This window comes from Salinimonas lutimaris, assembly GCF_005222225.1.
GTDB classification, from domain to species: Bacteria; Pseudomonadota; Gammaproteobacteria; order Enterobacterales; family Alteromonadaceae; genus Alteromonas; species Alteromonas lutimaris.
This window is the reverse complement of record NZ_CP036536.1, coordinates 3,256,212-3,280,882: the sequence shown is the minus strand read 5'-3', so window position 1 is coordinate 3,280,882 and position 24,671 is coordinate 3,256,212. Positions and strand designations below refer to the sequence as shown.

Below are 24,671 nucleotides of genomic sequence, written 5' to 3'. Positions count from 1 at the left end.
ATGCAACCTTTTCATGTAGTCATTGTAGGTGGCGGCACAGCCGGCTGGCTGAGTGCCGGAATGATTGCCAGTAAAAATCCGGACGTGCAGGTAACCCTGATTGAATCGCCTCAGGTGAAAAATCTGGGCGTGGGCGAGGGTACCTGGCCGACGATGCGCGAAACACTGCGCCAGATAGGCATTGATGAGCTGGCATTTTTAAAGCATTGTCAGGCCAGTTTTAAACAGGCCTCAAAGTTTGTTGGCTGGCAGCATGGCGGCAAGGAGGCTTATTACCATCCGTTTACCGCACCGGCCGGTTATGGCCAGACGAACCTGGCGGCTATCTGGCAGCCAGACGCTGCTGATGATTTTGCCCGTCAAAGCTGTGCGCAGGTCTCAATCTGTGAAGCGCAAAAAGCGCCTAAAACCATGCAGATGGCGCCCTATGCCTTCGCTTTGAATTATGGTTATCACCTGGATGCCGGCGGCTTTGTGGAGTTACTGCATTCCCACTGTACCACGCAGCTTGGGGTCAGTTATCTGACCGGACATGTTGAACAGGTGAATAATCACCCCAGCGGCGCCATCAGTCATCTGATACTGACCGATGGTCGGCAGATCAGCGGCGATTTGTTTATTGACTGCTCCGGATTCACTGCCCGGCTGATTGGCCAGCATTACGGTATTAAAACCGTCAGCTGTAAAGATGTGTTGTTTAACGATGCGGCGCTGGCAGTGCAGGTGGAGCATGCTGACAGCCAAACGCCCATTGCCTCAGCCACCATTGCCACCGCCCGGGATAATGGCTGGATCTGGGATATTGCGCTGGCTGGCCGGCGCGGTATTGGCCATGTGTTTTCCCGCAGTCATACCGATGCGGACGCCGTGGAGGCCAGTCTGCGCCAGTATATCGCCAGCGATAGCAATCTGAAACAAACCGCCTTCAGTCCCAGGCTTATTACTTTTGAGCCGGGTTACCGGCATACCTTCTGGCAGCATAACTGTGTGGCCATCGGCGTCAGTGCCGGGTTTGTTGAGCCTCTGGAAGCCACCGCGCTGGTGCTGATTGAAAAATCAGCCGAATGGATTGCCAGCCAACTGCCCCGTAGTGCACCTGCCATGCAGATTCTGGCCAGCCGGTTTAATGCCATGACCACCCAGCGCTGGTGCGATATTGTGGATTTTCTGAAACTGCATTATGCGCTTAGCCAGCGTCAGGATACGGCCTACTGGCGGGAACATCAGGATCCCCGAAGCTGGCCGGAGTCTTTAGCGCAAAGCCTTGCCTTGTGGGAAAGCCAGCCACCCTGGTTATATGAAAGCCGGGAAAAGTATGAGTTATTTTCCTCTGCCAGTAAGCAGTATGTGCTGTATGGCATGGGCTTTTCGACCACTCTGGCACAGCCGGATCCACAGCAGGCTGCCAGACTGATAAACGAAACCCGGCGACAGACTGAAAAGCTGCTGGCCGGGTTACCAGAAAACCGGGACTTTACCGATGCGGTGGCCCGCACCGGTCAGTAAGGCAGGATTATTCGGCAATCAGCATCAGCATCAGGCACATGAAGGCCGAAAAGTGCATGACTTCACGCCAGATAGTGCGCGAACCTGCTTTTGCCATATCCAGAATGGTAGTGACATCATCATGGGTGAATTCATGATGACATTTTGCGCATTGCAAAGCGCCATGGCTTATCGTTGCACCACAATGATTACACTGATAAACACGTAATGCTGCTGAGCTCAACATCTTCGCCAACCTTATATAAAAACACAATAAAACAACCTGGTCAGTCGTCCCACCGCGGTACGCAAATGTACCTTCCGTTGGCTTCTGACGCGCATCGATCACCCCGCCTGCGCTATAATTATTTGCACGGGGAAATTGGGCGGCATAATAGCTTTGCCAGCAAAAATGTCACGCAGTTTTTTATGCTATTTTGTCCTGAAAAAGAATGAGCGAAAATAAAGCAGTTATAACCTTAAAAGCACTGCGCTGTTGAAAAATCGCAACTCAGGGTAGGGCAGTTGTGATAGGCTTACGCTGTTGGCAATTTAATGAGTAAACCCAGTACCTGTATGTTGCGGATTTTTTGTCTGATGATGATTGTGACAGCCCTGATGTTGTCAGCTTTAGGCGGGCAGGGCGGTATGCATGTGCATGGTCACTCAGCCGGGCATGAACATCACACTCAGCAGGCACATATGACGATGCCGGAACATCAGATGCCCGCCAACAAGATGATGACAGATACCGCTCAGGATACGCAGGACGACTGCTGTCAGACGGTCTGTCAGTGTGCACAGCATAGCTGTCACTTTTCGCTTATTGCCAGTCAGTTTATTAAAACATCCTCTATGCTATGGCCGCAGGATAAACCCGTCAGTATCGCCGGCAGCCTGCATCATGCCTTTCGCGAACAGCCCTATCGCCCTCCCATTGCCTGATAATTCGGTGTAATACCGCGCTTTTTTTTTATCGCAAACCTGAGGCTCAGGTTTGTATTTATCAATGAATTATCAGGTGATGTTATGCAACACAAACAGCCATTATCCCGCCGTGGTTTTTTACGCAGCGCGCTAGGTAGCGCGTCGGCCCTGGCGCTCAGCAGTATGGCGCCAGTCTGGGCGACGCCGGCCGGCCGGCATTTTAAAGATGCGGTGGTTTCTGGCAATGCGATTGATTTAGTCGTCGCGGCCACCCGGATGCAGGTAGGCAGGCAGTCGGGCCCGGCGTTTACCATCAACGGTCAGATGCCCGGCCCGTTAGTGCGACTTAAAGAAGGGCAGGTGGCTCGTCTGAATGTGACCAATCACCTTGATGTGGATACGTCTGTTCACTGGCATGGCATGATTCTGCCGTATAAGATGGATGGCGTGCCCGGTTTATCGTTTGCCGGTATTAAGCCGGGACAGACATTTAACTATGAATTTGATGTGCAGCAGTCAGGCAGTTACTGGTATCACAGCCATTCGGGTATGCAGGAGCAGCGCGGTCACCTTGGCCCGCTGGTGATTGACCCGGCAGACGGCGATCTGGGTGCAGACCGGGACCATGTGATTCTGCTGACAGACTGGACCTTTGAAGATCCCCACACCATTTTCCGCCATTTAAAAGTCGCTGAAGGCTACTACAACTATCAGCAGCGAACCCTGTTCGATACGCTTACGGATGTGCAGGAAAAAGGCCTGGCCAGCACCTGGCAGGAACGGTCTATGTGGGGGCAGATGCGTATGAGCCCGCGGGATTTGGCGGATGTGACTGGCAGTTCGTATACCTACCTGATGAATGGCAGAACCCCGGATGATAACTGGACTGGTTTATTTAAACCGGGCGAGAAAGTGCGGTTGCGGATTATCAATGGCTCGGCCATGAGCTATTTTGATTTTCGGATCCCGGGACTGGAGATGACCGTGGTGGCCGCCGATGGTCAGCCAGTTAAGCCTGTAACTGTCGATGAATTCAGGATCGCCACCGCAGAAAGCTTTGATGTGATAGTGCAGCCTAAAGCCACCACGGCGTATACCTTGTTTGCTGAAAGCTTTGATCGCAGCGGCTTTGCCCGGGGCACGCTGAGCCCGCGGCCGGGTCTAAACGCACCGATTCCCCCACAGCGAAACATTGCTGAGCGGGGTATGACCAGCATGGGAATGGATCATTCCATATCTAACGGCATGCATAACCATGGCATGAAAAGCCAGACTATGAACCATTCGCCAGCCATGCCAGCGGGCAAGATGGATCACGGTAAAATGGACCATTCGGCCATGAAGCACAGTGGTAAGAAACAGAGTGATATGAAAGGTAGCGGCATGGACCACAGTAAAATGGAACACAGCGGTCATGGAGTGCACGAAAGTCAGGCCGCTACCTCTTCACTGCCAGTCGACAATATCGAGATTCAGCATACAGAAGAAGGTCACGGCCCCGGTGCCGGCATGATTGCGCATAACCCTGTCTCCCGGCTGGATGAACCGGGTATCGGGCTGGAAGATGCGCCACACCGGGTACTGGTTTACAGTGACTTGCAGGGCGCTCACGCCTGGCCGGATGACCGGGAGCCTGGCCGTCAGATTGAACTGCATCTGACCGGTAATATGGAACGTTATATGTGGTCATTCGATGGCGTAAAGTTTTCCGAAGTGACCGGCCCGGTGCATTTTGAGTATGGCGAGCGCCTGCGCCTGGTGCTGGTGAATGACAGCATGATGGACCATCCTATTCATCTGCATGGTATGTGGATGGAGCTGGAGAACGGACAGTCACCACGTCCGCGCAAACACACCATCAGTGTTAAACCCAGCGAAAAACTGTCGCTTTTGATCAGTGCCGATGCCCCGGGACGCTGGGCATTTCATTGTCATCTTTTGTATCACATGGAGGCCGGCATGTTCCGGGTTGTTGAGGTCAGTGAGTCAGGAGCGCAGCCATGAATATAGTCACGTTCACGGGATTAACCATCGCGGTGTCTGCCTGTCTGGCCGGTAGCGCCATAGCAGATACTGCCCATAACTCACCGTTGGGTACAATGATGGCGCACGGTAATTACACTACTGGCCAGCTGATGTTTGACCGGCTGGAGGTTGCCCACAGCAATAGTGACGATACCACCGCGGTATGGGACATGCAGGGCTGGTACGGCGGCGATTATCATCGGGTTGTGGTAAAAAGTGAAGGTGAAAATACTCAGGGTGACGGCGAGCCAACCCATATTGAACGTACCGAAGTATTGTACAGCTACCTGGTGTCTACGTTCTGGTCAGTGCAGGCGGGGGTGGGTCTGCGCGGTGAGCTGGGCGCTGACAGCACCCGGGAGCATTATGTTGCACTTGGCCTGCAGGGGCTGGCGCCGTACTGGTTTGAAATGGACAACGCTCTGCTTATCAGCGAACAGGGGCAGGTTCAGGCTATCAGCGAGGTGGAATACGACTGGGTGCTGACCCAGCGCAGCTTTTTACAGCCCAGAATGGAGCTGACTCTGAACCTGAATGATGCTGATGATAACGCGCAACAAGCCGGATTCAGTCATTTGCGTTTGGGATTACGGTATCGTTATGAAATTAACCGTAAACTGGCGCCTTATGCCGGCGTATACTGGGATAAGTGGCTGGGACAGGATGCCAATACCCGTCAGCAGCGCGGTGACAGTACCTCGCAAACGGGTCTGGTGATAGGCATCCGCGCCTGGTTCTGATAATGCACCAAAGCCTGCTGTGCATTGCAGCAGGCTTTGGTTTTTCTATGAACAGGTTTACAAAAATATCATCATCAGGGCACCGATGATCATAAACAGATTCTCTGTGAGTGATACAAAGCCCAGCGGCACGTCGCTGTTGCCACCTACACAGGCACATTTTAGTTGTCGCTTATCAATATAAACGGCTTTGTAAACTGATGCGGCGCCAATCAGGCCGATAAACAGAGAAAAGGGTGCCACCAGCCAGGCTGACACCCCGGCAATCATTCCTATACCAGCCCAGACTTCCACAAACGGGTACACATAGGCATAGCGTAACTGGCGCATGGCCAGTAAATCGTAGGTAATAAACATGGTGCTGAAACTGTGTAAATCCTGCAGCTTTTGTACTGCCAGAAAAACCATGGAAAAGCCAATAAACAGCATCAGGGTGTGAGCACTCCAGATTTGTGCCGGGTATACGACCGTGGCGGCCAGCACCAGTGCAACACTGAAAATAGCAATGACCGGAGTATACCGGTTCGACTGACCAGCTTCACTCAGACCAAAGTAACGGCGTAGTTCGTCATATCCGCCAATTCGCTCATCATCAATAAATACCTGAGGCGTGGTTTTCACATCATGCTGAGCTTTAAATGCATCCTGTTGTTCCCGGTTTTTAATCAGGTGGTCTTCCACCTCATACCCTTTGCGCTCAAGCAGGTCTTTGGCTCGAAGCCCGAACGGGCAGATATGCTCATCGGTCACCATTCTGTATAACACAGCTCGTTTGCTCATTATGTGCTCCTTAACAGGTAAACAGGGGGAATATTGCGGTGCGCTGTGACATTTTTACGCAACATTGCTGTGCACAGTGCATTACCTGACTGATAGTGCAAGCTTTGTTCCGTTGTTTTATGGCCTTAGGTACAGGTGAATCTGTCTGAAGCATCACATATTATGAGGACTCGAAGCGACCTATCTTAGCCAGAGAGCAGGATATATGTTGAGAAATGAGGGTTACGTCAGCACAACAGGATAAGCATGTCTGGTATACACAGGGTTATCTTATTAACGTTAAGTGCGATAGCAGGGTTGTTTAGCTATGGGTTTGTTATCGGGCTGTCAGAATTGACCTATCACCCAAGGGATCACTTCATCGTTGCCTTGCTGGTGGTTATTGCGGCGGGAGGTTTTTTATATGGCCGGGCGTGCCGGCAAAGAAGAAAGCCGTAGCTGATATAGACTGCAATTCTGGAGTGTACCGGCGGGCCTGTGTCAGGCAGGGCAGTCATACCCTACCTGAGCCGCATTTACTGGCCTGCGCTGTGGGCCAGAAATTCTTCGTAGGTGCCGTCAAAGTGATTCAGTTGCTGACCCTTGATTTCAATGACCTGCGTGGCCAGAGAAGAGACAAATTCACGGTCATGGCTGACAAAAATCACGGTGCCGTCAAATTTGTACAACGCGTTATTCAGCGCTTCAATCGACTCCATATCAAGGTGGTTTGTGGGTTCGTCCATAACCAGCACATTGATATCCTGCAGCATCAGCTTGCCAAACAACAGGCGGTTTTTCTCCCCCCCTGAACACACTTTCACTTTCTTGTTGAAGTCGTCTGAACCAAACAATAACCGGCCCAGCATACCTTTTACCTGCAGGTCGTCGTGCTTAGGCTGACGCCACTGCGACATCCACTCAAACAATGTCAGATCACAGTCAAAGTCTTTGGTGCTGTCCTGAGGGATATAACCAATCGCAGCATTTTCAGCCCATTTGATGGTACCGCTCTGGGGCGTCAAGTCATCCACCAGACACTTCAGAAAAGTGGTTTTGCCCGCGCCATTCTCGCCAATGATCGCCAGACGATGACCCGCTTCAAGCAGCAGGTTACCGTTATCAAACAAAGGAACTTCAGGAAAGCTATGACCCAGATCTTCCAGCGTAATCGCCAGACGGTGCAGCTTTTTGTGTTGCTTGAACTGAATGAATGGTTTACGGCGAGTGCTGGCCTTGACCTCAGCCAGTTCGATTTTTTCCAGACGGCGGGCACGCGACGTTGCCTGCTTGGCTTTTGAGGCATTGGCAGAAAAGCGCGCCACAAAGCTTTGCAGTTCTTCAATTTCCGCTGATTTCTTCGCGTTATCCTGATGCAACTGCTCCTGGACCAGCAGCGAAGCTTCCACAAAGGCGTCGTAGTTGCCCGGATAAATACGCAGCTCACCATAATCGATATCTGCCATGTGCGTGCACACAGAATTCAGAAAGTGACGATCGTGAGAGATGATAAGCATGGTCGATTTACGCTTGTTCAGCTCTTCGGCCAGCCAGTTGATAGTATAGATGTCCAGGTTGTTGGTTGGCTCATCAAGCAGCAGAATATCCGGGTCAGCGAACAAGGCCTGCGCCAGTAATACCCGCACCTTTTTACCCGGTGCCACTTCTTTCATCAGGCCAAAGTGATAATCTTCATCAATGCCGGCAGCATTAAGAATATCACCGGCACGGGCTTCTGCGGTGTAGCCGTCCATTTCGGCAAAGCGGGTTTCCAGTTCGGCCACGCGCATGCCGTCTTCTTCGCTCATTTCAGGGTTACTGTAAATGGCGTCGCGTTCCTGCTTCACTTCCCACAGTTCACGATCACCTACAATTACCGCGTCTACTACTGACATTTCCTCAAAGGCAAACTGATCCTGGCTCAAAATACCCAGCTTGGTGCCAGGCGACATTGACACGTTACCCGCTGACGGAGTGAGTTTACCGCTCAGAATCTTCATAAAGGTGGATTTACCGGAGCCATTGGCGCCGATCAGGCCGTAACGGTTACCGTTACCAAATTTAGCTGAAATGTTTTCAAACAGTGGGGCAGAGCCAAACTGCATGGTGATATTAGCAGTAGTAATCAAAACGAAAGTCCGAAGATAGGTGAGAAGATACGCTCCAGCAGAAGCAAGGCCGCGCAATATAAAGAAAGCAGCGCCGTCTGTCGAGGAAATTTTGACCGCAAGGGCTGTATTATCAGGCGCTGACGTTGGTTTGCATGGTAACAGCACAGGTTGCCGGCTGGCGAATATGTAAAGCTACCCTATAGTTAGTTCAACAGCCCGCTATTAAGCTGCTGTGGTCTTATTTTCTGAAAATAAAGTATTAAGTTTGTGGAAGGTAAACTAATACATTGTTCTTTAAGGGATGTTTATGATTAAAAAACTCATGATAAGTGCATTGACTGCCTCGGTGCTGATTGCCGGCCATGCACAGGCCGCTGCCGTCAGCTCCGACAGCGTAATGCAGACACAGGCTGCCCAGTATAATAAACAGCAGTTGATCAGCATGGTGAGCCGGGAGGATGTTCAGCACAAACTCACCAGCCTGGGAGTCGACAGTCAGGATGCAATTGATCGCATCAATGGTATGACAGATGCCGAAATAGTACAGCTGAACGACCAGATTCAGGACTCGCCAGCAGGCGGTGTGGTTGGCGCGGTACTGACGGTACTGGCTATCATTGCCATTCTGGACTTAGTGGGTGTTACCGACGTGTATCCGTTTATTCGTCCAGTTAACAGCTAATATGACAATCTCATTGACATATAAAGCCTGCATTATTGCAGGCTTTTTATTGCTCGCCGGTTGCCAGGGCACACCGCAAACCGATCAGCTCAATGCCCAGGCGTTATCCCGATTACCGCCATCAGCTCAGATTCAAAATGTGCCGTTTTATCCTCAGCAGGCGTTTTATTGCGGACCGACCACGCTGGCCGAAGTTTTCGGATTCTATGGCCAGGAGGTATCGGCTGATGATATTGCGCCTAAGTTATTTATCCCCGGTAAAGAAGGCAGCCTGCAACTGGAAATGGTCAGTGCTACACGCCGCTACGGATTTTTGCCGTATACCGATAAAGGCACGCTAAGCGATGTGATGCAGCTGGTCAGTGACCAGATTCCGGTAATTGTGTTTCAGAATTTATCGGTGCAGTGGCTGCCACAGTGGCATTACGCGGTAGTCACCGGGTTTGATAAACAGCAACAGGAATTTATTGTTCATACTGGGGTGACGCCGTCCCACCGTATGTCGTTTTCGCTGTTTGAGAGAACCTGGGGACGAGCCGGTTACTGGTTTTTAGCGCCCCTGACACCACAGCGGCAAAGCCAGGCACTAGACCCCTACATTTATATCAAAGCGGCTTACGATATGTTAAAAGTTGGCAATAGCAAACAAGCTGAAGCCTTTCTGGTAGCCGCCACCCGACAGTGGCCCGGACAATGGCTGAGTTATTTTTTACTGGCCAATCATTTTGCCGAAACAGATATTAAGGCAGCCCTTAACTGGTATGAGCAAGGTTATCAGGCTGGTCAGCATCAGCCAGCGTACTTAAATAACTATGCGCTGGCGCTTGAGCAAAGTGGCCAGCCAGAACCGGCCCGGCAGATACTAACCGAGGCGCTGAGCCGGTTTCCTGATGATACTAATCTACAGGACACCAAAGTACAGTTATTCGGAATAAGGTAAGTGTTTACCGGCGCTTAACCTTTAATAAAACAGATGACCGCCAGCGGCTTTGCCGCTACAGTGCATAGCATGCCTATATAAGGACATACCCTGAATTGGAGGATCCAATGAGGTCTGGTTTTGTGGTCAAATGCGTCGGTAAAAGGTGGTTGAAACGGTATTTATGGCTGGCCTGCCTCCTCTGGGTCGGTAAGAGTCTGGCTGCCTTGCCGGATATTGAGGTTAGTGGGTTACACAGCCGCTCCACGGTGTTTATTCATGACCGCCAGCAGGTGCTCAAAGTACCGGGTGACACACAGGTATTACCGGGTAATAACGTAGCGCTTACTCGTCATCAGTATGACGGTATCGGCCAGGTATTCGACCTGCAGTTTAGCGGCGGCAGTGGCTCGGGGCTATTTATTAACGGGCCGGCCAGAGACTTACGCGGCTATGTTAATCAGGGCGTGCTGAGCTTTGATTTGCAGGTGGCGGATGCCCGCCAGGCTGCCATCAGTATCTCTATGGCCTGTGTATCGCATTGCTATCCTAAAATGCATTTACGGGAGCTGGCTGTTCACAGTTCACCGGCAACCTGGCAACATATTGCGATTCCGCTTCACTGCCTGACCAGTAAAGACACAGACCTGACCCGGGTGCACCGGTGGTTTAATCTGGAAACCGGCGGTCAGGGCAGCGTGCGTATTGCCAATATTCAAATCAGCGGGCAAGAGGGGCCCACTATGAAGTGCAAAACAGATGATAGCCTGGCTACCACACCCCGGATGCTCAATGAATACTGGTCGCAGAGCTGGTGGCTTCCCCGGCATAAACAGCGGGTTGCTCAGGCGAAGGATAACCGGTTTGATGTGGTGATGCTGGGCGACTCAATTACCGAAGGCTGGTCCCGGGCGGGGAAACCGGTGTGGGATAACGCATTTCCCGATATTCGCATGTTTAATCTGGGCTTTGCCGGCGATCGCACCGAAAACCTGCTTTGGCGACTGACTCATAAAGAGATGCCCCGGAGCGCCCCCAAACTGGCAATTGTAATGATTGGCACCAATAACACAGGGCACAGGATGGACAGCCCCCAGGCTATTGCTGCCGGGGTGAGTGAAAATCTTAAACAGATCAGGCAGGCCGCCCCGGATACACCGATGGTGCTGTTTGCTATTTTCCCCCGTGGCGCGACGCCGAACGACCCCATGCGCATCAACAACGAGCAGGCCAATCAACTCCTGGCAAATGTAGCGGCCCGTCATCACGCAGAGTTTATTAATATTAATGAGGCGTTTCTTACTGATACCGGCATGTTACCTCGTGAATACATGCCTGATTTGCTGCATCCCAAAGAACAGGGATACGCTATCTGGGCCAGGCACCTCACACCATTAATAGACCGGTATGTACGCAACAATGAAACCACCAAAGAGCAGGCTGAATAAGCGTAAGGAAGCTGGCCGGATAGCGGATTAGTGCTTGTCGTACAGGGCTTTATATTCCGGCGACCCTTTCACGTTTTCACAGTGAAGTTTGGTGCGGTCAATAATGGCCTTTGAACCAAATACACAGGCTGCCTGACGATCTCGCTCCAGCATTCTCTTATTCACTCTGTTCATATACTCCCTGCGCTCCTCGGTGCTCATCGCCGAGGCTGACCGCGCAGTAAAGTAAGCATCAGGCAAGGATTTGAGGTCTTTAGTCGTTGAAGCACACCCTGCCAGCAGGCCCACAGCGATGATCATCCATAAATGCTTTTTCACTTTTGTTGCATCCTTGTAACTCGTTGTATTAAAAGTTCTTTATGTATATTGAGTCAGACGTCCTATAAAAAGCAGGTCAAGCAATTCAACATTTACATATTGATGTGCAAAGATTTAGAGGCGCTTAGTAGGTGACGGGCAGGGCAGTAAATCCGTGAATAGTTCCAGCCAATAGTTAAAGTCTGGGGAACGGCTGGTAATTCAGCTGCCCGAAAATATTTATTGCATTCAGAACAGAAAATCAGGCCTTTGCCTTCCTCAAGCAATTGGTTTGAAACAGCGTAAAAGTGACTTAGTGATTCAGGTACCTCACAGACCTTATTGTCAAGCGTGTTTCTTTGCTCAAGCCAACGCAGTATCAGCGCTTCCCAGTCCAGATAATTGTCAGAATCTGGCAAAATTTTCTGTCTTAAATACTCTTGTGCTTCTGCTGCCGAAAAATAAAGACGTGAATTAAGCGGCTCGTACTTAGACTCATCATATCCATGAATGTAGATATTATTGCTACACGCAGGTGGATTATCCCACAGTAATTCAAACTCTTTTTCTGTGTCCTGAAGGCTTGGTAATGAACTATTGCTTTCGAACAGACTGTGCAAACCATTTCTGGGTAGCGAGTAAAATACGATTACCGGCCACACTACACCGTAAAAAATATATGTCAGGACTAATTCAAAGAGCGGTAAATGTATACCTTTGCCACTGCACGCTCTGGCTATCAGCAACCCTGAATAAACAGTCAGACCAGTAAAAAAATACAAGTAAAAGACAGAGGCCAAGATGAACATTTCCTTTTGTTATCTGTGGTATTGCAGCTAATGAAAACAGTATTTATAACGCAGCTGTCGGAAAACTTCTATATAAGGGAACATATATAAAGCGTGCGATTAGGCGCAGCGTAAGGCAATCTACTAAATCACGATAGATAAGTTATGAGTTGATAAGTATTGATAGTACGCAGAAAAATGGTGGCCCCACCCTGACTTGAACAGGGGACCTGCCGATTATGAGTCGGATGCTCTAACCAACTGAGCTATGGGGCCATATTTTGGTATAGATGGTTGCTGATGGAAGTTATGCAACCGCCGCGAAGTATAAGCAGTTTTTAAATGCTTGTCACCCCACCTGCAGGGGATTTTGACGTTCCGCTGCTTTCTTGGCTATTTATTCAACAAATTCTGGGTGTTAGCGCGATGCTAACGGCTGTATTCTGGCTGCGTGGGTAATTAATCTCATGCAATCTTTTGTGCATCGAATGCGGGCAAAATACAGTTGGCGTATTGGCAGGGGCATCTTACACTGACTTAGTTGATGAATTAATAAAAGTACTGATGGCAGATGGCAGGCATTAAACAATATACGGGGCTGCTTGTAGCAGCATTGATGACCAGTGGCTGTAGCTTTTTTAGTGCAGACAAGCCGCCGGGCGATATCCCCGTCACCTTCACCGACCTGAAAGCCGGGGATAATTGTTTGTATCAGCTTAACGTAAATGGTGAGCAGTGGAATCTGGATTATCTGGCATTTTATTTGTCACAACCGCGTCTGAAAATAGACGGGCGCTGGCAACCTGTGGCCTTTAAACCCGGCCCGTGGCAATCGAAAAAGCTGGCCCTGATGCAGTTCAACAGTGCCTGCAACACCGAAGCTAACCATACGGTAATAAAATTGGATGCGAATCAACAACTGCTGGACCGGGCCAGTGCCATTCAGTTTACCCTTGGCGTACCGTTTGACAGCAATCATGTGATCTCTGATCACCAGTCGCCGCCGTTGAATAACTCAGTTATGTTTCAGTCTATACGCCAGGGACACAGTTTTATGCGCATTGAATTGCAGCAGGCCAGCGAGCAGGCCGGACTGTGGTCATTTATGCTGGCCAGTGGGGAATGCCAGGGCAGTAATGATGACGAGACTCCGCAGCAATGCGATAAGCCAAATCGCATCACGCTGGATTTACCGCTAAAGGCGAATGTACAGGATCTGCGCTTAGTCGCTAAACTTAGTCAGATTCTGTTTCGGGCAGACATGCCTGCCGGTCAGGAGTGTAATCTTGCCGGACAGTATGACCAGAGCTGCCGCAAAGTATTACGTAACCTGACTAGTCGCGATTGGATCCGCTGGGATGCCCCACATCAAGCCTATCTGAAGCAGGACTAACGTATAGCTGAAGATAACTGACAAGCCATGCAAGCTGTTGGTTTATCTGCTATCTTTAATTCACTTTTTTGAATTACCAGCCAGTTTTTGTGGAGAGAAGAATGACAGAAAAGCCCTATCTGGTGAGTGGTCGAAATACAATTATTCATAAAGTTCGTAAGTTCGATCTGTTATTGCTAAATGGAAATGAAGATCCACCTGTACTGGTGACATTCCGTGGTTTAAAAGTGTATGAAGGCAAAATCCCTGAAAACAAACGGGATGCCAAAGCCATGGACCTTGAGTTGATTGATATGACGACCAGCGAAGTGTTTGGGGATGAAAAAACCTTGGTTTTTATCCAAACCTTAAACGGTAAAGAATACAAGATTGACTACAGCAAGCCTGGCACTCAGTCCTTCATTAAAGTCCATCAGGACAGTATTTTTTAACCGCCCACGCTGTTGTATGCCGGGGAGGGCTTCAGCCTTCCTCGTAGCAGTCTCACGCTCAGGCTATTGAGCGATCTTCATTTCAATACTACTGCCAGCTTTTTGCCAAATCCCGCCGTCACTCAGACTTTATCTATCATTATGCTTAGCCAACACTGTGCCAGTATGGTTATCAAAGCCCACACATTCTACCTGTTACAATATGTTAACCAAATACGATAAACAGCCGGTGGTTTCGTTTGTTTATCCACATTTGCTGCGCATTTATCGCACAATCTCATAAACGGGGCATTGAACGAAAGACAGGCAACCTTTTGGGTAAAAAACTCTACTGTATAAGTGTTCGGCGCTGTTGCCGGGCAACTTTCGGAGAGAACGCTATGCTTACTTTGCTTAATCAAACAAAACGTCTGCTGGGTATTGCTGTGTTAACTGCTGGTAGTTTTACTGTGGCCGGTCAGGCCCAGGCGGCATATCCTGCACACATGGAAAGTGATTTAGTTAAAATCTGTACCGCCATCCGTGACAACAAACCCTTGCGCTTACATATGGCTGTTAAGAACAGTGGGGTGAGTTACCGGGCTTTGCAAAAAGGGCTCGTATGTAACGGCGATGATATGTTTACGTTTGCTGAGAAAAACCAGGCACATGCTTCCAGCGCTTTACTGGCAAAACGCCTGCGTCTGACAAAAAGCATGATGGCTGCAAGATAATGACATCAGTCACCGGTTCGCAGTGGGAGCAGAAGCTTGCGCAGTATCAGCAGGCGGGCGCTGCCACCGTACCTGAGGTGACCTGTATCCCTGATCCGTTATTGCCGCTGGTAACCATTGTGCTGGTGACTGACAACCCCTCCCATCGCCAGCAACTCCAAGCGCTGGCCTCAGCCCATGCCGGGGTTATGCAATGTCTGATTTATCCCAGCCTGAAACAGGCACAGCAGGCGAGCATGCCGGAATTACCGCGGTTGCTGATTATTGATGCTGCGCTGCTGCATACCTGCGAGGCTATGAACGAGCCGTTTATTGTTTGTGGATATTCTAATCAGGATGCCATGCATGCTTTTACTGCCCGAGCAGAAGGGTTTATTGCCATGCCGGTGGATATCACACAGTTTGACGACACCCTCAGTTATGTGGCCGGACTTGTTTTACAGCAGCAACAACGGCATACCTACCAAACCCTGCGTGGGCTGCTGACCAAACAGTACGGCGTCAGTGCACAGCAATTTCCGTACTGGCTAGAGCAGCACAGTCGTGAGCGAGATGTTCCCAAAGTCACGTTTCGCAGCAGCAATGCCTGGGTTACCATGGCCTGCCGCGATATTTTGTGGGTACAGGCAGCTGGCGATTATATGTGTGTGTATACCCAGGACGAAAATCATATTGTCAGAACTACGCTGGCCGATTTAAGCCGCAAGCTGTGTCCGGATATCTTTGAGCGGGTAAACCGTTCGGTGCTGGTTAACCGGCATTTTGTGAAGCAGGTAGAGCGACAGGGCCCGCAAAGTGCGTTTGTTGTGCTGCAGGATGATACCCGTTTAAAAATCAGTCGGCGTTATTTCACAGCGCACTGGCAACATATTATCTGATTATACCGCACAGCACTGGTATGCCTGAGCCGGTCTGACGTATGATGCCGTTAAGATTATTTACAGGCGGCTGCATGCGATCATTGCTTTTGAATTTACTGGGTTTTCTGGCGCTGACTGGCTTTTATCTGGTGGGCGAGCTGCTTGTGCTGACCCTCTCTATTCCCGTGCCCGGTGCTCTGGTGGGCTTACTGTTACTACTGGTCACTTTACTCAGCCTGCGGCGCATTCCGTTTATGCTCAGCCAGGGCGCAGCGCCGCTGCTTAATCACATGACCGTATTGTTTGTCCCGGCTATCTCGGCTGTCGTACTGTTCTGGGATGATATCGAGCAACATCTTCCCGGCATGATTGCCGCCATTGTGCTCAGTACTATTGTCAGTCTGGCCATTGCTGCCTGGATCGCCCGTTTATTATTTTTACCCAAACAGGAGAAATAATGCCTTTTAATGAAGCGGTCAATCAGCTGCTTGGTCATATTCAGGCGGTGATTCAGGCGACCTTGTCGTTATCCGGCGCGCTGTGGCTTGGCATTACCCTGACAGCGTATGCATTTGCTATCTGGCTGAACCGGCGCGTAAACGGCAATCCGCTGGTGCATCCGTTGGTGGTTACCACTGTTATTGTGATTGGATTACTCAGTTTAACCGGTACCCAGGTTAAAGCATTTCAGTATGAGGCAGGGCTGCTGCACTGGCTGCTAGGGCCGGCCACCGTTGCCCTGGCGCTGCCCATGTATGCCCAGTGGAGTAAGGTCAGAGCGCTGGGCTGGCGGCTGATTGTGGCCATATTTGCTGCCGGGGTGGTAGCGCCGGTGCTGGCCTGGTTGTGTTTATACTTCACTGATGTTTCAGTGGCCGTCAAAATGACCATGCTGGCCAAATCAATCACCACCCCGCTGGCCATGGAAGCATCGCGCTTAATAGGCGGTATTGCACCGCTGGCCGCCGTGTTTGTAATAAGCACCGGGATCGTCGGGGCTATTGCCGGGCCAGTAGTATTTCGTCTGCTTAATATCCATCATCGCCAGGCCCAGGGGGTCGCGCTGGGCGCCGTGGCCCATGCAGTGGGTACGGCCCGAGCACTGAAACTGGGCGAGGAAGAGGCTGCCATGGCCAGCCTGGGCCTGTGTTTAAATGGTATTATGACCGCCATTATCCTGCCGTTGCTGTTGGGGTAATCACACCGAATTCATCTTATGTCTTATGGACTTTTGGCCGATAGGTGCTAAAAGTTAATGGGTAGCTAACTTATCGCTACACCGATATTTTTTGTAAGAAGATGGACACTGCAAATGGACAAGTACCGGTTTTCAGGTGACGTTACTGCGCACATCCCAATAAATGGTAGCCCGGCAAAATGTATTCAGTTTTAGTGTGTGACGACTCAATGGTAGCGCGTAAACAGGTTGCCAAATCTTTACCCCAGGACTGGCAGGTTGCGGTGCATTTTGCTAAAAACGGGGAAGAGGCCATTGATTTACTCAGTCAGGGCAAGGGTAATCTGTTGTTGCTGGATCTCAATATGCCAGTGATGGATGGTTATGCCACGCTGGCTGCTATTCAGGAAGCCCGGCTACCGGTTAAAACCGTGGTTATTTCCGGGGATGTTCAGCCAGAAGCCCATGAGCGGGTGCTGGGGCTGGGCGCCACCGATTTTATCCGTAAACCGGTGGATGCGGAGACTCTGAAACTGACCCTTGAGAAGCACGGCATTTTAAAAGCCGAGCCAGAGGTAGAAGCAGAGGATGACTCAGGCCTGGACCCGGATATCCGTGACTGTTACCAGGAGATCACCAATATTGCCATGGGCCGCGCCGGCGACCACCTTGCCCGCATTATGAATGTATTTGTTCACCTGCCTATACCGAATGTGAATCTGATTGAAGTCTCTGAGCTGCATATGATGTTGTCTGATATTGAGTCGCACGAAGAGGTCACTGCGGTTTGTCAGGGCTTTCTGAGCCCGGGGATTCGGGGGGAAGCCTTGTGTATTTTAAGTGATTCCAGCTTTGCCGATGTTGCCCGGATTCTTAATGTTCAGGGCGAAGTCGACGACCGGCTGCAACTGGAGTTGCTGATGGATGCCGCCAGTATTTTGATAGGCACCTGCCTGACCGGCCTGGCCGAGCAGATGGATGTGGTGTTCAGCCAGGGGCATCCGATTGTGCTGGGGCAGCACACCGCCATTGCCGATATTGTTTCTACCAATCACCTGAAGTGGCGCCGCACGCTGGCTATCGAGCTGAGTTATGGACTGGAAGGCTACAATGTGCGTTGCGACCTGGTGTTATTATTTACTGAAGATTCGATGGATACTATGAATAGCAAACTGGCTCATCTGATGGAGGATTTCTGATGGATAGCGCATTGGAAGAGCTACAGGAATTTCACTGGATGATGGACATGCTGCAAACCGTGGATGTGGGGATTGTGGTATTGGATCGTCAGTTCAGCATTAAAGTCTGGAACGGGTTTATGGAAAGCCACAGTGGATTGCTGCCCAGCCAGGTGCGTGACCGCAGTTTGTTCAGCCTGTTTACCGATATTGACGAAGGCTGGTTTGCGCAAAAAGCCAAACCGGTTTTTGAATTGAAAACCCGGGCGTTTATGACCTGGGAACAGCGCCCCTATTTGTTCAAGTTTCCCAATTACCGGCCGATTACAGGAAGTGAGCAGTATATGTATCAGAACATTACTCTGTCGCCGCTGGTATCGGCCAATGGCATCGTAGAAAACATCAGTATGATGATATACGACATGACCGATATAGCCGCAGGCAAAAAGCAGCTTGAAGCTATTCAGGTTGCCCAGAGCGAAGCGCAGGAGCGCAGTCACCTGCCGCTAAACTGATACATCTGCCAGCCTGTGGCAGGTTGCCCCGGGATCCAGTGGCGTAATGCCAGGCGGTAAGATGGAGAAGCTATGAATAACGGGTTAGTTGGAGCAGGTCGAAAGCGGATCTGGCAAAGCAGTGCGCTGCTGATATGTACAGTGTTGATAACAGCATGCGGCGGTGGTGGCTCAGACAGTAGCTCTACATCGCTTACCGTGAACGCTGGTGCCGATGTGCAGGCAGCAGAACAAACCACCGTTTTTTTGTCGGCCCGAAGTGCTGGCAGTGACAGCGAACTGACTTATCGCTGGTCAGTGCGTCCGGTGCTGGAGATTATTCAGGATGACAGCAGTACCGGCGAAGCGTCGGTGGTATTGCCCGAGCTCGAACAGCAAACCCTTTATACAGTAACCGTCACTGTGTCAGGGGGAGGTCAAAGCGACTCTGACGAGCTGATTATTACCGCGCTACCGGAAAACGCAGCGCCGGTGGCGGATATTGCCTCACACACCGCGAGCCAGGAGGATGGCCTGTATGCCGCCGGTATCCAGATCACGTTAAGCGGTGCCGGGAGTACCGATGAAGATGCCACCGAGCCAACTGCGCCAATCAGTCGCTGGCAGTGGCAGCAGCTTGAAGGTGCCAATGTGTTGCAGGGCGTGGCACTGGATGGCCCTGAGCTGACCTTTACCACGCCGGTTGCCTCAATCCAGCAGCAGCTGCGTTTTGCCCTGACCGTGACCGACGAAGAAGGAGCGCAGGACGAAGCCACCACCACGCTGCTGATTCTGCCGGGACAGGATACTTTACCCACCGCTGATGCCGGGGTGAGCCAGGGCGTTTTTAGTGGCGAGCCTATCATACTGCAAGGGCAGGCTGACTCATCGGTCAGCTCTGCCTTTCCGTTGCTATCCCGCTGGGAAGTTTCCAGTGCCTCTGCAGTAAATATTGCAGATGATACCGCTTTGTCTACCTATGCCATGGCACCGGCAGTCACCGCCGCCCAAACCATGACTTTTACGCTTACGGTCAGCGATGCCAACAATAACCAGACCGATGATACGATTACTGTAGTGGTGCGCCCGCATCCTACCGCCCTGATGAATGATACCGGCATCACCGTGCAGGCCAGCGAAAATGCCGTATCAGAAAACCAGCAGAGCGACTATCCGGGTCAGGACGGCCAGCGTGGCACCGACATTATTCAGCAGGCAGGGTTACTGGAAAAAGCAGGGCGCGGGGCTGCCGGTTTTGACTTTACCAAGCTCAATAACAATGGCGATGAGCAGGATGCTGATGTCACGGATTTTAGCTGTGTGCGTGACAATACCACTGGTTTAGTGTGGGAAGTCAAAACGGCGAATAGCGGCCTGCATGGCGGTGAACACACCTACGGCTGGTTCCAGACAGAAGAAAACGGTGGCAGTGATGGAGTTCAAACACCCTCACAGGCCAGTTGTGCGATCAGCGAATGCAATACCAGAGCATTTGTCACCGCGGTCAGAACTGAAGGGTTGTGTGGTTTTTACGACTGGCGCATGCCCACCCACTTTGAGCTGATGACACTGATGCATTTTGGACGTGAGGGGCAGACGATGGTGGACCCGACATATTTCCCGTTTGCCGGTGACGCGGCAGCGGCGCCTTTGTGGTACTGGACATCCCAGCCAGGGGCTGATGGGGTGATTGAAGATGCAGCGCAAAATGCCTGGGCCATTGATTTTGCCTCAGGTGTGGACAACTTTTTAAATAAAGGCAGCATTGCCCGGGTGCGTCTGGTCAGGGCAGGGAGAGAATGATGAAGCAAGTCATGCTAGGCCTGATGTGCCTGATTAGCACGAGCAGTATAGCGCAACAATATTGCTTAACTTCCGGGGTGGAAACCACACCTGCCGCCGATTTTGTGGACATCAGCGAGGGCGAGGTTTTGCACAGCGCGACCAATCTTATCTGGAAACGCTGCGCCGAGGGGCAAACCTGGAACGGCAGCGGATGCAGCGGCGAAGCGCAGAAGTATACCTGGCAGCAAGCGCTGCAACTGGCTCTGGAAGCCAATGATATTGCGCAGGAAGGGTGGCGCTTACCCAATATTAAAGAACTGGCTGCTATTACCGAGCGGTTATGTGTACGCCCGGCCATTAATAACGATGTATTTCCGGCCACCCCGCCCGATGATTTCTGGACCAGCACACCTTCGTTAACCGATACCAGTCGGGCCTGGGTTGTGGCGTTTTTTAACTCCAGTCATTCCATTAAACAAAAAGACCGGTTTGTGTATGTGCGGCTGGTGCGAACCAATGGTTCATAGCGGTTTTTTTATGCACCCGCGGTGATGAAGAGTTCAACCTGAATATTCGCAGATTGGACTCATAGTGCCTTTTTATTTATAGTTCTGCCGTCCAGAATAAAAATTATGATAATGACGACACTTTCTTCCATCGCCCGTGCTGGCGCATTTTCTCTGCTTTGCTGCTCGTTTAATGCTGCGGCCGAGTTTACTTGTGATATCGATTTTGCGCATGGTCTGGTGGTTAACGACGACCAGCTAAGAGTGATGGATAAGTCCCGCACCGTTATTCAGATAAATGAGCGTAATCAGCTCTTTATCCGTGGCCGTTACCAACCTTTAACCGACGAGCAGCAAGCCTGGCTGGCCGAATATTCCGATGGGCTACATTATGTGGTGCCGCAAATGATAGTGCTGGCCACCGAAGGGGTGGATCTGGCTGTCGACACCATAGACCATGTGTATCAGGGGCTGGTGGGCGCTGACCACGACAGTTATGTTCGTTTGCAAAGTGCCATGGGGCGGGTACGCTCCCGGGTCAAAGAAAAGTTTCGTCACGCCAGCAACCATTATTTTATTGGCCCGGGATCGCTGGAAAGCGTGGATGAGTTTGTGGATACCGGAATTGAAGCTCAGCTTGAGGGTACGATCTCTACATCGGTAGGCGGTATTTTATCGGCGATCAGTGGTATTAATGCTAATAATGCCGAGGTGGACAGTCAGCGGGTACAGGCACTGACCCAGCATTTAGAAGTGGTTGGCGGACATCTGAATAAAGATATGGGCCCCCGAGCCATGAGCCTTAAAAATAAGGCGCACTGGTACTGCAACAAGCTTAAGTCGCTGGATACCACAGAAGAAAAACTTCGCCAGGCGATACCCGCGCTTAAACCCTATGATGTGATAACCCGGACTGCCGGCTAAACAAACGCCGCCAGCAGGGTATTAAGATACTGACGACCCCGGTCGGTCACCTGCCAGTGAGTATCGGTACTGACCAGCATGCCTTTATCGATAGCCTCATCAAGACTGTTTTGCTGCTCACCGGTAAGCACCGTGCCGGTATAGCGGGTAAAATCTGCTTTAGGACAAGGCTCAACCAACCGAAACCGGTTCATAAAAAATTCAAAGGCCAGATCTTCTTCAGCGACCGGATGCTGTTTGTCCAGGTAGGGACGCGCCATTTCCATATAGCCACGGGGGTGTTTCACTTTCACTGTGCGCCAGATGGTATTGTTCGGCACATCGGTAATTTTGCCATGAGCGCCACAACCAATGCCCAGGTAGTCTCCAAAGCGCCAGTAATTAAGGTTGTGCTGACACTGAAAACCGGGTTTGCTGTAGCCGGAAATCTCATACTGCTGGTAACCAGCCGCTTTAAGGCGCTGATGCCCGTGGGTCTGAATATCCCACAGAATATCATCTTCTGGCAATTCCGGCGGTTTTGAATAAAACGGCGTATTGGGCTCAATGGTCAGCTGATACCACGACAGGTGGGCCGGATTTAATGCAATGGCTTTATCCAGATCGCTCATTGCATTATCAATGCTTTGATCCGGCAGACCATGCATCAGGTCCAGATTAAAGCTGTTCAATCCGGCCTGATGGGCCTGATGAATAGCATCTTCAGCCTGACTGGCTGAATGAATTCGGCCCAGCACATCCAGGTGTTTGGTCTGAAAGCTCTGAATACCCACTGAAATACGGTTAACCCCGGCTTCCACGTAGCCTTTAAAGCGCCCGGCCTCAACCGTGCCCGGGTTGGCCTCAAGGGTTATCTCTGCGTCGGCGGCCAGATTAACCCGCTCTTTTACACCGTTTAGCAGCCGGGCAATACCCTGTTCACTGAACAGGCTGGGCGTGCCGCCACCAATAAATATCGTGGTTACCGGACGCGTACCGATGCGTTTGGCATCCTCGGCCAGATCATCAAGCAGGTGGGCAATGTATTCCTGTTCAGGAAGCGACGATTTCAACCCGTGAGAGTTGAAATCGCAGTACGGACATTTTTGTACACACCAGGGAATATGTATGTACAGGCTTAACGGCGGATTATGCAAAAGTCTGTCTCATTTGCTGAAGCAGAAATGTCATAGCCTGACCACGGTGGCTGATGGCGTTTTTCTTTTTACTGTCCAGTTCAGCGGCAGTGCATTCCTGTGACGGTACATAAAACACCGGATCATAGCCAAAGCCACCGTGGCCGGTCATCTTAGAGGTGATGAGACCATGCCAGTGTCCCTGACTTATCAGCGGTACCGGGTCGTCGGCATGGCGCATAAATACCAGGGTACACATAAAGTGGGCGCGGCGATCGGCTTCATTGCCCAGACGAGACAACAGCAGCTCAATATTGTCGCTGTCACTGGCCTGTTCACCGGCAAAGCGGGCTGAATAAATACCCGGAGCCCCACCTAAAGCATTCACCACCAGGCCTGAGTCATCTGCAATGGCCGGCAAGCCGGTTTGCTTAGCCGCATGACGGGCTTTAATAATGGCATTTTCGACAAAGGTCGTACCGGTTTCCGGTACATCCTTGACCCCCAGTTCTTTTTGCGGCACTACCGATACTTGCTGCTCGGCAAACAGGTTGGCAAATTCTTTCACTTTGCCCGGGTTGCCAGAAGCCAGCACTATTTTTTCAGGAAACGGCATGTCGACTCCTTATTTCTTTTTCGCGGTCTTTTTAGCCGCCGTTTTTTTCTTGGCTCTTTTCTTTTTCGGCGGCACTTTCGGGGTTTTGTTCTTGGGCCGCAGCGCATCAATCACACGCGGTTTCAACGGCTCTTCGGTATACCGGCTGACCCGGCCTACCATTTCAAAGTCATGCGCCTCGACCAGAGCAATGGCGGTACCTTTGGCTCCCGCCCGGCCGGTCCGGCCAATCCGGTGTACATACACATCGGCTTTACGCGGCATATCAAAGTTAATCACGTGGGATACTTTGGGTACATCAATACCCCGGGCCGCCACATCGGTCGCCAGCAATACCGGCACTTCGCCGGATTTGAAGCGGGCCAGGGCAGCATTACGCTTATCCTGCGGCATTTCACCCTGCAACCAGCATACCTGAATATCCTGTGAGGCCAGATAGTCTTTAAGAGCCTGCAGGCGATCACGGGTTTTAACAAATACGATAGCGTTAGTGATATTGTTTTTAAGAATATGCACCAGCAGCGCCTGTTTATGGGCCAGATCGTCAGCATGATGGAACCACTGGTGAATCTTGGCTTTTTCTTTGCGCGAGGGGCTGGCCTCAAGCACCGCAGGATCATTTAAAATCTCCCGGGCAAAGGTTTTTACACCGCCACTTTCCAAAGTGGCAGAAAACAGCATATTTTGCTTGCGCCAGCGGGCTTCTGTAGCGATCTGATTGACCACGGTACCAAAACCCATGTCCAGCATACGATCGGCTTCATCCAGAATCAGGCATTCAATATCCCGGCAGTCGGCTGTTTCTTTTTGAATATGTTCCAGCAGACGCCCCGGCGTGGCCACCAGAATATCCAGATTCTTGCTCAGGGTTTCCTTATCGGTACCGTAATTAATGCCGCCGGTAATTACCCCACTGACCAGCTGGGTGTGCGCGGTAATCGCACAGGCCTGCTCATACACCTGAATAGCCAGTTCGCGGGTAGGTGTCAGGATCAGGATTCGGGTGGCTCCCGGCTCACGGCGCGGGTGATCCAGCAGGTACTGGCAGGCGGGTAGCAAAAATGCCGCTGTTTTGCCGGTGCCGGTGGGCGCTGAAGCCAGAATATCACGGCCATCCAGCGCATCGGGAATTACCAGAGACTGAATTGATGTAGGTTGGGAAAAGCCCATGTCAGCCACAGCGTGGCACAGGGCATCATCAAGTTCGAGTTCCTCAAAGGTCATAGGTCTGCTACGTCTTAAAATAAAAACGCTATTGTAGCATTGTAACGGGACTTTACAGAATCGTTCGTTAGCCT

General features: G+C 51.1%; 26 protein-coding genes and 1 tRNA gene. 18 read left to right on the top strand and 9 right to left on the bottom strand.

Going from position 1 to position 24,671, the window contains the following annotated elements; translation table 11 throughout:
* Window positions 1-1,506 (top strand): tryptophan halogenase family protein, encoded by a 1,506-nt coding sequence (locus tag EZV72_RS14505; RefSeq protein WP_137167900.1) that lies wholly within the window; start codon window positions 1-3, stop codon window positions 1,504-1,506.
* Between the two features lie 7 nt (window positions 1,507-1,513).
* Here the strand turns inward: EZV72_RS14505 and EZV72_RS14500 are convergent, their stop codons facing one another.
* Window positions 1,514-1,732, bottom strand: coding sequence for a hypothetical protein (locus tag EZV72_RS14500; protein ID WP_137167899.1), 219 nt, complete (start codon window positions 1,730-1,732; stop codon window positions 1,514-1,516).
* Between the two features lie 308 nt (window positions 1,733-2,040).
* Between EZV72_RS14500 and EZV72_RS14495 the strand changes: the two genes are divergently transcribed.
* The 3 genes from EZV72_RS14495 to EZV72_RS14485 all read left to right on the top strand — a co-directional run bounded on the left by EZV72_RS14495 (window position 2,041) and on the right by EZV72_RS14485 (window position 5,177).
* Window positions 2,041-2,430, top strand: coding sequence for a hypothetical protein (locus EZV72_RS14495; RefSeq protein WP_137167898.1), 390 nt, complete (start codon window positions 2,041-2,043; stop codon window positions 2,428-2,430).
* An 84-nt stretch (window positions 2,431-2,514) separates the two neighbouring features.
* Window positions 2,515-4,416: a copper resistance system multicopper oxidase gene (locus EZV72_RS14490; protein WP_137167897.1), complete on the top strand. Its 1,902-nt coding sequence runs from the start codon at window positions 2,515-2,517 to the stop codon at window positions 4,414-4,416.
* Window positions 4,413-5,177: a copper resistance protein B gene (locus EZV72_RS14485; RefSeq protein WP_137167896.1), complete on the top strand. Its 765-nt coding sequence runs from the start codon at window positions 4,413-4,415 to the stop codon at window positions 5,175-5,177. The genes EZV72_RS14490 and EZV72_RS14485 overlap by 4 nt, the downstream gene beginning before the upstream one ends.
* Window positions 5,178-5,234: 57 nt before the next feature.
* Here EZV72_RS14485 and EZV72_RS14480 read toward each other — a convergent pair whose 3' ends face one another.
* Both EZV72_RS14480 and EZV72_RS14475 read right to left on the bottom strand, forming a co-directional pair.
* Window positions 5,235-5,957: a MauE/DoxX family redox-associated membrane protein gene (locus EZV72_RS14480; protein ID WP_137167895.1), complete on the bottom strand. Its 723-nt coding sequence runs from the start codon at window positions 5,955-5,957 to the stop codon at window positions 5,235-5,237.
* A 515-nt stretch (window positions 5,958-6,472) separates the two neighbouring features.
* Window positions 6,473-8,065, bottom strand: coding sequence for an ABC-F family ATPase (locus tag EZV72_RS14475; protein WP_137167894.1), 1,593 nt, complete (start codon window positions 8,063-8,065; stop codon window positions 6,473-6,475).
* Between the two features lie 283 nt (window positions 8,066-8,348).
* Here EZV72_RS14475 and EZV72_RS14470 point away from each other — a divergent pair, with 283 nt between their 5' ends.
* The 3 genes from EZV72_RS14470 (at window position 8,349) to EZV72_RS14460 (ending at window position 11,096) form a co-directional block, all read left to right on the top strand.
* Window positions 8,349-8,729, top strand: coding sequence for a DUF6627 family protein (locus EZV72_RS14470; protein ID WP_137167893.1), 381 nt, complete (start codon window positions 8,349-8,351; stop codon window positions 8,727-8,729).
* A 1-nt stretch (window position 8,730) separates the two neighbouring features.
* The gene (locus tag EZV72_RS14465) at window positions 8,731-9,669 is read left to right on the top strand and encodes a PA2778 family cysteine peptidase (protein ID WP_137167892.1); all 939 of its coding nucleotides are present in this window, start codon (window positions 8,731-8,733) and stop codon (window positions 9,667-9,669) included.
* A gap of 149 nt (window positions 9,670-9,818) precedes the next feature.
* Window positions 9,819-11,096 (top strand): GDSL-type esterase/lipase family protein, encoded by a 1,278-nt coding sequence (locus EZV72_RS14460; protein ID WP_175405132.1) that lies wholly within the window; start codon window positions 9,819-9,821, stop codon window positions 11,094-11,096.
* Between the two features lie 27 nt (window positions 11,097-11,123).
* Here the strand turns inward: EZV72_RS14460 and EZV72_RS14455 are convergent, their stop codons facing one another.
* From EZV72_RS14455 to EZV72_RS14445, 3 genes are all read right to left on the bottom strand, one after another.
* The gene (locus tag EZV72_RS14455; protein ID WP_137167890.1) at window positions 11,124-11,414 is read right to left on the bottom strand and encodes a hypothetical protein; all 291 of its coding nucleotides are present in this window, start codon (window positions 11,412-11,414) and stop codon (window positions 11,124-11,126) included.
* 92 nt (window positions 11,415-11,506) lie between these two features.
* The gene (locus EZV72_RS14450; RefSeq protein ID WP_137167889.1) at window positions 11,507-12,193 is read right to left on the bottom strand and encodes a hypothetical protein; all 687 of its coding nucleotides are present in this window, start codon (window positions 12,191-12,193) and stop codon (window positions 11,507-11,509) included.
* A 187-nt stretch (window positions 12,194-12,380) separates the two neighbouring features.
* A tRNA-Ile gene (locus tag EZV72_RS14445) sits at window positions 12,381-12,457 on the bottom strand.
* A 295-nt stretch (window positions 12,458-12,752) separates the two neighbouring features.
* Here EZV72_RS14445 and EZV72_RS14440 point away from each other — a divergent pair.
* The 11 genes from EZV72_RS14440 to EZV72_RS14390 all read left to right on the top strand — a co-directional run bounded on the left by EZV72_RS14440 (window position 12,753) and on the right by EZV72_RS14390 (window position 21,642).
* Complete coding sequence (locus tag EZV72_RS14440) at window positions 12,753-13,574, top strand: MbnP family protein (protein WP_137167888.1); 822 nt, start codon at window positions 12,753-12,755, stop codon at window positions 13,572-13,574.
* Window positions 13,575-13,675: 101 nt separating this feature from the next.
* Window positions 13,676-14,005, top strand: a complete 330-nt coding sequence (locus EZV72_RS14435) for a hypothetical protein (RefSeq protein WP_137167887.1) — start codon at window positions 13,676-13,678, stop codon at window positions 14,003-14,005.
* Between the two features lie 380 nt (window positions 14,006-14,385).
* On the top strand, window positions 14,386-14,718 hold the full coding sequence (locus EZV72_RS14430; protein ID WP_137167886.1) for a DUF3718 domain-containing protein: 333 nt from the start codon (window positions 14,386-14,388) through the stop codon (window positions 14,716-14,718).
* Window positions 14,718-15,596: a LytR/AlgR family response regulator transcription factor gene (locus EZV72_RS14425; RefSeq protein ID WP_137167885.1), complete on the top strand. Its 879-nt coding sequence runs from the start codon at window positions 14,718-14,720 to the stop codon at window positions 15,594-15,596. The genes EZV72_RS14430 and EZV72_RS14425 overlap by 1 nt, the downstream gene beginning before the upstream one ends.
* 74 nt (window positions 15,597-15,670) lie before the next feature.
* Window positions 15,671-16,036 carry a CidA/LrgA family protein gene (locus tag EZV72_RS14420; RefSeq protein WP_175405131.1) on the top strand — a complete coding sequence of 122 codons (366 nt, stop codon included), beginning with the start codon at window positions 15,671-15,673 and terminating at the stop codon, window positions 16,034-16,036.
* Window positions 16,036-16,776, top strand: a complete 741-nt coding sequence (locus EZV72_RS14415) for an LrgB family protein (RefSeq protein WP_137167883.1) — start codon at window positions 16,036-16,038, stop codon at window positions 16,774-16,776. The genes EZV72_RS14420 and EZV72_RS14415 overlap by 1 nt, the downstream gene beginning before the upstream one ends.
* A 179-nt stretch (window positions 16,777-16,955) precedes the next feature.
* Window positions 16,956-17,954, top strand: coding sequence for a response regulator (locus EZV72_RS14410; protein ID WP_137167882.1), 999 nt, complete (start codon window positions 16,956-16,958; stop codon window positions 17,952-17,954).
* Complete coding sequence (locus EZV72_RS14405; RefSeq protein ID WP_137167881.1) at window positions 17,954-18,448, top strand: PAS domain-containing protein; 495 nt, start codon at window positions 17,954-17,956, stop codon at window positions 18,446-18,448. The genes EZV72_RS14410 and EZV72_RS14405 overlap by 1 nt, the downstream gene beginning before the upstream one ends.
* A gap of 72 nt (window positions 18,449-18,520) precedes the next feature.
* A complete protein-coding gene (locus EZV72_RS14400; protein ID WP_137167880.1) occupies window positions 18,521-20,230 on the top strand; it encodes an Lcl C-terminal domain-containing protein in 1,710 nt (569 codons plus the stop codon).
* The gene (locus EZV72_RS14395) at window positions 20,227-20,739 is read left to right on the top strand and encodes an Lcl C-terminal domain-containing protein (RefSeq protein ID WP_408640819.1); all 513 of its coding nucleotides are present in this window, start codon (window positions 20,227-20,229) and stop codon (window positions 20,737-20,739) included. The genes EZV72_RS14400 and EZV72_RS14395 overlap by 4 nt, the downstream gene beginning before the upstream one ends.
* A 111-nt stretch (window positions 20,740-20,850) precedes the next feature.
* A complete protein-coding gene (locus EZV72_RS14390; protein WP_137167879.1) occupies window positions 20,851-21,642 on the top strand; it encodes a DUF2884 family protein in 792 nt (263 codons plus the stop codon).
* Here EZV72_RS14390 and hemW read toward each other — a convergent pair.
* The 3 genes from hemW to srmB are packed head-to-tail and all read right to left on the bottom strand — an operon-like array spanning window position 21,639 to window position 24,597.
* The gene (gene hemW / locus EZV72_RS14385) at window positions 21,639-22,778 is read right to left on the bottom strand and encodes a radical SAM family heme chaperone HemW (protein WP_137167878.1); all 1,140 of its coding nucleotides are present in this window, start codon (window positions 22,776-22,778) and stop codon (window positions 21,639-21,641) included. The two genes, EZV72_RS14390 and hemW, sit on opposite strands and share 4 nt — an antisense overlap.
* Window positions 22,771-23,373, bottom strand: coding sequence for an RdgB/HAM1 family non-canonical purine NTP pyrophosphatase (gene rdgB, locus EZV72_RS14380; protein WP_137167877.1), 603 nt, complete (start codon window positions 23,371-23,373; stop codon window positions 22,771-22,773). The genes hemW and rdgB overlap by 8 nt, the downstream gene beginning before the upstream one ends.
* Window positions 23,374-23,382: 9 nt before the next feature.
* Complete coding sequence (srmB, locus tag EZV72_RS14375; protein WP_137167876.1) at window positions 23,383-24,597, bottom strand: ATP-dependent RNA helicase SrmB; 1,215 nt, start codon at window positions 24,595-24,597, stop codon at window positions 23,383-23,385.
* Window positions 24,598-24,671: the final 74 nt, after the last annotated feature.

What these genes read in the sequence shown, in the direction of transcription:
- EZV72_RS14505 (WP_137167900.1), top strand. Translation starts at nt 1, where the DNA reads ATGCAACCTTTTCATGTAGTCATTGTAGGTGGCGGCACAGCCGGCTGG.
- EZV72_RS14500 (WP_137167899.1), bottom strand. Translation starts at nt 1,732, where the DNA reads ATGTTGAGCTCAGCAGCATTACGTGTTTATCAGTGTAATCATTGTGGT.
- EZV72_RS14495 (WP_137167898.1), top strand. Translation starts at nt 2,041, where the DNA reads ATGAGTAAACCCAGTACCTGTATGTTGCGGATTTTTTGTCTGATGATG.
- EZV72_RS14490 (WP_137167897.1), top strand. Translation starts at nt 2,515, where the DNA reads ATGCAACACAAACAGCCATTATCCCGCCGTGGTTTTTTACGCAGCGCG.
- EZV72_RS14485 (WP_137167896.1), top strand. Translation starts at nt 4,413, where the DNA reads ATGAATATAGTCACGTTCACGGGATTAACCATCGCGGTGTCTGCCTGT.
- EZV72_RS14480 (WP_137167895.1), bottom strand. Translation starts at nt 5,957, where the DNA reads ATGAGCAAACGAGCTGTGTTATACAGAATGGTGACCGATGAGCATATC.
- EZV72_RS14470 (WP_137167893.1), top strand. Translation starts at nt 8,349, where the DNA reads ATGTTTATGATTAAAAAACTCATGATAAGTGCATTGACTGCCTCGGTG.
- EZV72_RS14465 (WP_137167892.1), top strand. Translation starts at nt 8,731, where the DNA reads ATGACAATCTCATTGACATATAAAGCCTGCATTATTGCAGGCTTTTTA.
- EZV72_RS14440 (WP_137167888.1), top strand. Translation starts at nt 12,753, where the DNA reads ATGGCAGGCATTAAACAATATACGGGGCTGCTTGTAGCAGCATTGATG.
- EZV72_RS14435 (WP_137167887.1), top strand. Translation starts at nt 13,676, where the DNA reads ATGACAGAAAAGCCCTATCTGGTGAGTGGTCGAAATACAATTATTCAT.
- EZV72_RS14430 (WP_137167886.1), top strand. Translation starts at nt 14,386, where the DNA reads ATGCTTACTTTGCTTAATCAAACAAAACGTCTGCTGGGTATTGCTGTG.
- EZV72_RS14425 (WP_137167885.1), top strand. Translation starts at nt 14,718, where the DNA reads ATGACATCAGTCACCGGTTCGCAGTGGGAGCAGAAGCTTGCGCAGTAT.
- EZV72_RS14420 (WP_175405131.1), top strand. Translation starts at nt 15,671, where the DNA reads ATGCGATCATTGCTTTTGAATTTACTGGGTTTTCTGGCGCTGACTGGC.
- EZV72_RS14415 (WP_137167883.1), top strand. Translation starts at nt 16,036, where the DNA reads ATGCCTTTTAATGAAGCGGTCAATCAGCTGCTTGGTCATATTCAGGCG.
- EZV72_RS14410 (WP_137167882.1), top strand. Translation starts at nt 16,956, where the DNA reads ATGTATTCAGTTTTAGTGTGTGACGACTCAATGGTAGCGCGTAAACAG.
- EZV72_RS14405 (WP_137167881.1), top strand. Translation starts at nt 17,954, where the DNA reads ATGGATAGCGCATTGGAAGAGCTACAGGAATTTCACTGGATGATGGAC.
- EZV72_RS14400 (WP_137167880.1), top strand. Translation starts at nt 18,521, where the DNA reads ATGAATAACGGGTTAGTTGGAGCAGGTCGAAAGCGGATCTGGCAAAGC.
- EZV72_RS14395 (WP_408640819.1), top strand. Translation starts at nt 20,227, where the DNA reads ATGATGAAGCAAGTCATGCTAGGCCTGATGTGCCTGATTAGCACGAGC.
- EZV72_RS14390 (WP_137167879.1), top strand. Translation starts at nt 20,851, where the DNA reads ATGACGACACTTTCTTCCATCGCCCGTGCTGGCGCATTTTCTCTGCTT.
- rdgB (WP_137167877.1), bottom strand. Translation starts at nt 23,373, where the DNA reads ATGCCGTTTCCTGAAAAAATAGTGCTGGCTTCTGGCAACCCGGGCAAA.
- srmB (WP_137167876.1), bottom strand. Translation starts at nt 24,597, where the DNA reads ATGACCTTTGAGGAACTCGAACTTGATGATGCCCTGTGCCACGCTGTG.